At 69.9% G+C, this 4,000-nt stretch carries 5 protein-coding genes; 2 read left to right on the top strand and 3 right to left on the bottom strand.

Annotation, left to right across the window (positions count from 1 at the left end):
* Positions 1-145 precede the first annotated feature (145 nt).
* Both OXN85_04315 and OXN85_04310 read right to left on the bottom strand, forming a co-directional pair.
* Positions 146-1,516, bottom strand: a complete 1,371-nt coding sequence (locus tag OXN85_04315) for a nicotinate phosphoribosyltransferase (protein MCY3599181.1) — start codon at positions 1,514-1,516, stop codon at positions 146-148.
* 6 nt (positions 1,517-1,522) lie between these two features.
* Entirely contained in the window at positions 1,523-2,116 is a 594-nt protein-coding gene (locus OXN85_04310; protein ID MCY3599180.1) for a nicotinamidase, read from the bottom strand.
* 134 nt (positions 2,117-2,250) lie between these two features.
* Between OXN85_04310 and queC the strand changes: the two genes are divergently transcribed.
* Positions 2,251-2,943 carry a 7-cyano-7-deazaguanine synthase QueC gene (queC, locus tag OXN85_04305; protein MCY3599179.1) on the top strand — a complete coding sequence of 231 codons (693 nt, stop codon included), beginning with the start codon at positions 2,251-2,253 and terminating at the stop codon, positions 2,941-2,943.
* A gap of 9 nt (positions 2,944-2,952) precedes the next feature.
* Here the strand turns inward: queC and OXN85_04300 are convergent, their stop codons facing one another.
* Entirely contained in the window at positions 2,953-3,255 is a 303-nt protein-coding gene (locus OXN85_04300; protein ID MCY3599178.1) for a hypothetical protein, read from the bottom strand.
* A gap of 211 nt (positions 3,256-3,466) precedes the next feature.
* On the opposite strand from OXN85_04300, the gene OXN85_04295 reads away from it, so the two are divergent.
* On the top strand, positions 3,467-3,862 hold the full coding sequence (locus OXN85_04295; GenBank protein ID MCY3599177.1) for a hypothetical protein: 396 nt from the start codon (positions 3,467-3,469) through the stop codon (positions 3,860-3,862).
* Positions 3,863-4,000: the final 138 nt, after the last annotated feature.

Here is a 4,000-nt window from a genome sequence, read left to right as displayed (position 1 = left end):
AATCTGCACCCCGCTTTAGAGGGTTCGTCGGATCATGCCACCGGCCATCATCGCCCCTCGCCACTCGCCACTCGCCACTCGCCCGTGCAGACGCGAGTTCTCCACTCGTCGAGCCAAGGGTCACCAACGTCCTTAGCATCTACAACTAGCGGCCCCCTGGGGCAGACCGGCGGTCGACCTGCCGGGCCAGTTCACGCACGCCGGACGACGGTTCCACCGGGAACGGTGTGCGCGCCGACTCGAGCGCCCGGATTTCCGCGGGGAGCGTTTCCAGCGAGGCTCGCACGCGCTCGCGGATCTCTTCGAGCGGGGGATCCGGCCGGAGTCGTGCTCCCGCGCGCGCCACGGGCCGGAGCACCGCCTCGCCGGACAGCGCTTCGCCCTCGAGTCCCAGCACATCGCGCGCGAGCCGGCCGCCTTCGCGGGCGCGAAAGACCTGCTTGCGGCCGGGCCACGTCGCCTTCCCCTCCGAGCGCTTGCGGCGCGGCCGGCCGGCGTACTCCTGGAGCTTGTAGACGCTGTCGAGCGTGGGCTCGTCCGCGGAAACGGTGAGGGCGGCTCCCACGCCGAAGCCATCGATCGGGGCGTGGGCCAGCCGGGCCACATCGTGCTCGTCGAGCGAACTGCTCGCGAAGATCCGGACGCCGGGGCAGCCCCCTTCGTCCAGAATCCGGCGCACCCGCCGTGCGTGGGCCGCGAGGTCTCCGGAATCCAGCCGCACCGCCTGGATCTCGATGCCTTCGGCGCGGAGGCCGGGTGCGATCTCGACGACCTTCAACGCCCCCGCCTCGGTGTCGTAGGTGTCGATGAGCAGCACCGTGTTCCCGGGATGGGCGCGGGCGAAGCGAATGAAGGCGTCGGCCTCGCTGTCGTGCGCCTGGACGAACGAGTGGGCCATGGTGCCGAAGGTCGGGATCCCCCAGCGCTGGCCGGCGAGCGCGGTGGCCGTGCCGTCGAAACCGGCGATCCAGGCGGCCCGGGCGGCGAGGAGCCCCGCCTCCGAGCCGTGCGCCCGCCGCAGTCCGAAGTCCACGAGCCGGGCCGCCGGGGCCGCGAGCCTGAAGCGGACCGCCTTCGAGGCGATGAGGGAGGCGTAGTTGAGCAGCGAGATGAGTCGCGTCTCGACGAGTTGCGCCTGCGGGAGCGGCGCCGTGACCCGCAGCAGAGGTTCTTCGGGAAAGAAGACGGTCCCCTCGGGCATGGCGTCCACGTCCCCGGTGAAGCGCAGATCGGCGAGCCAGTCGACGAAGGCGCGGGGGAAGCCGGGCTGGCCGCCGAGCCACTCGAGTTCGTCGGGTTCGAAGCGCAGGCCTTCCAGGTAGTCGAGGGCATGCGCCAGCCCCGCGGCCAGCAGGAAGTTGCGATTCGGGGGGAGCCGGCGGACGAAGAACTCGAACACGGCCGTCTCGTGCATGCCGTGCTCCCAGTACGCCTTGAGCATGGTGAGCTGGTACAGGTCCGTGAGCAGGGCGCTTCGTCCCGCGCTCGGCGTCCGGGGGACGCCACCTCCGGCCATCGTTCGCTACTCCTCGGCCAGGACCGTTCGCGTGGAGGCGAATACCGCCCCTGCCGCCCGCATGCGGGCGATGGCGAGGGCCCCATCGCCCGTCTCGACGTCCACCGCTCGCACCGCGTCGTCCAGGACGACCACGTCCAGCCCGGCGGCGCGGGCGTCGAGGACCGTTCGAAGCACGCAGTAATCCGTCGCGAGGCCGCCCGCGAAGACCCGTCCGACGCCTCGATCCGCGAGACGGTCGGCGAGGTTGGTGCCCGAGAACGCGGAGTAGGCCTCGGCGGCCGGGTTGTCGGCCTTCGAGATCACGACGGTCGAGGCGGGAAGCCGCAGGGACGCCGCGAAAGCCGCGCCGCTCGTCCCCGCGACGCAGTGAAGCGGCCAGAGACCGCCCTGCTCGACGAACGAGCAGTGATCCGGCGGGTGCCAGTCGCGCGTCGCGAAGATCGGCAGACCGGCCTCGGAGAAGGCGCGGAGCACTTCGTTCAGCGGCGGGATCACCGCATCGCCGTCGGGGACGGCGAGCGCCCCGCCGGGTAGAAAATCCTTCTGCACATCGACGACCAGCAGTGCGTCGCCCCGGCCGGGTGACCGGATCCGCATCGGTTCTCCTTCCGGGTATACCAGAGCCGCTTCGGGCCTCACTTTATCATGCATTGCCGCGCGGTGCGAAATCGTGTTACAAGTGGCCTCGCGGCGGGACTCCGCGGTCGTGAACTCGCTTTCTGGAGGTGTGGATGGGCCGCAGGGCGGTGGTCCTCCTCAGCGGTGGGCTGGACTCGGCGACCACGCTGGCGATCGCGGTGGAGCAGGGATATCGGCCCTGTGCGCTGACCCTCCGTTACGGGCAGAGACACGAGCGCGAGGTGGACGCCGCCCGTCGCGTGGCGGAAGCGATGGCGGTGTCCCGACACGTGATCGCCGCCGTCGATCTCCGCGCGTTCGGGGGTTCGGCGCTCACCGATGACCTGGAGGTGCCCAAGGGCGGGCCCGGGCCAGCGGAGTCCGAGGACATCCCCATCACCTACGTCCCGGCGCGAAACACGATCTTCCTGTCGATGGCGCTCGCGTGGGCGGAGGTTCTCGGGGCCTCCGACATCTTCATCGGCGTCAACGCGGTCGATTACAGCGGATATCCCGACTGTCGGCCCGAGTTCCTCGACGCGTTCGAGCACCTCGCCGCCCTCGGCACCAAGGCGGGGGTAGAGGGGAGTCGGCCGTTCCGGATCCATGCACCCCTGATCGATCTCACCAAGGCGGAGATCATCCGGCGGGGGCTGGCGCTGGGGGTCGATTACGGGATGACGCGCAGTTGCTACGATCCCGATGCGTCGGGCGCGGCCTGTGGAGAGTGTGATTCCTGCCGCCTGAGGCTCGCCGGGTTCGCGGCGGCGGGCGCCCGGGATCCGGCCCCGTATCGGGCCCGTTAGCGGTCGCCGCTAGCGGGGGTCGCGCCGGCTCCGGGGTCGGGCGGGGGTCTGCGAATCCTCTGGGCCATGACGCGTGACCCGAACGAGCATCCGGTCGATGGTCGCCCGTTCGCCGGTCTCCCGGTTCATGGCATGGACGATGCGGCCACTCTCGCCGACCCATAGCGTATCGGCGCCGAAATCGCCGATGAACCAGCTCTGGAGCGTGTCGGCGGAGGCTTCATCGATCTCGGTGACGCGCGATCCGTCCAGTATCCAGCACCGCGTACCGAAGCACACCGCGAACGCGAGCGCGACGCATGCGAGGTTCATCGGTTCACTGCCGCACCCGGGTCATTCCTCAACTTAAGTAAAGCCCCTGGCTTTTACTAGGCGCACCGCCGGTGGCGTTTGGCGGGGGTCGCCGACCGGTCGCTCTCCGGTCGCTCTCCGGTCGCTGGCGGGGGGGGTGTGACCCTTTGCACGCGTCGGACGTCTACCGGTGTAGTCATCCGATTCATACACCCACCCAGGGGAGGACGAAGTGAGACGATTTCCGATGATGTTGGCCGCCCTGCTCGTCATCGTGGCGAGCGCCGCCTGCGACAACGGCCCGATGGAAGCCGGGGAGCAGGGACACAACGAATCCGGTGAGGAATCGAACGCCTCGCTCACGAAGACCGATGTCTTCGACCAGACGCGCGGCGGCGCGCGACTCATCCTTCGGTGGAACGAGACGGAACAGGCGTTCGTCGGGACCGCCGAGAACGTGACCGGCAGCGTGATCCGCCGGGTTCGCGTCGAGATCCACCTGTCGAACGGCACGGAACTGGGCCCGACGACTCCCACCGATCTGGCTTCGGGCGAGAGCATGCCCGTTCGGCTCGATGCCCGCGGTCAGGTATTCGACCGCTGGAGCGCACACGCGGAGGTGGGCTGAACCTCTCTCCTTCCCCGGCGCGGGCGGCCGCCGCGCGTGCCGGGGAAGACTGACGGTTCGAACCCCTTCTAGCGGAGAGGGGGGCCGCGGCGCGAGAGCTCGCGGATCGCCTGGGCGTTCGGCCCGTGGCCCTCGCGG

The sequence above is a fragment of the Candidatus Palauibacter australiensis genome (assembly GCA_026705295.1).
Lineage (GTDB): Bacteria > Gemmatimonadota > Gemmatimonadetes > Palauibacterales > Palauibacteraceae > Palauibacter > Palauibacter australiensis.
The sequence above is the reverse complement of the archived record's forward strand: the minus strand, read 5'-3'. Positions and strand labels throughout refer to the sequence as shown.

Coding starts and splice junctions, on each gene's coding strand:
- queC (MCY3599179.1), top strand. CDS start 2,251: ATGGGCCGCAGGGCGGTGGTCCTCCTCAGCGGTGGGCTGGACTCGGCG.
- OXN85_04310 (MCY3599180.1), bottom strand. CDS start 2,116: ATGCGGATCCGGTCACCCGGCCGGGGCGACGCACTGCTGGTCGTCGAT.
- OXN85_04315 (MCY3599181.1), bottom strand. CDS start 1,516: ATGGCCGGAGGTGGCGTCCCCCGGACGCCGAGCGCGGGACGAAGCGCC.
- OXN85_04300 (MCY3599178.1), bottom strand. CDS start 3,255: ATGAACCTCGCATGCGTCGCGCTCGCGTTCGCGGTGTGCTTCGGTACG.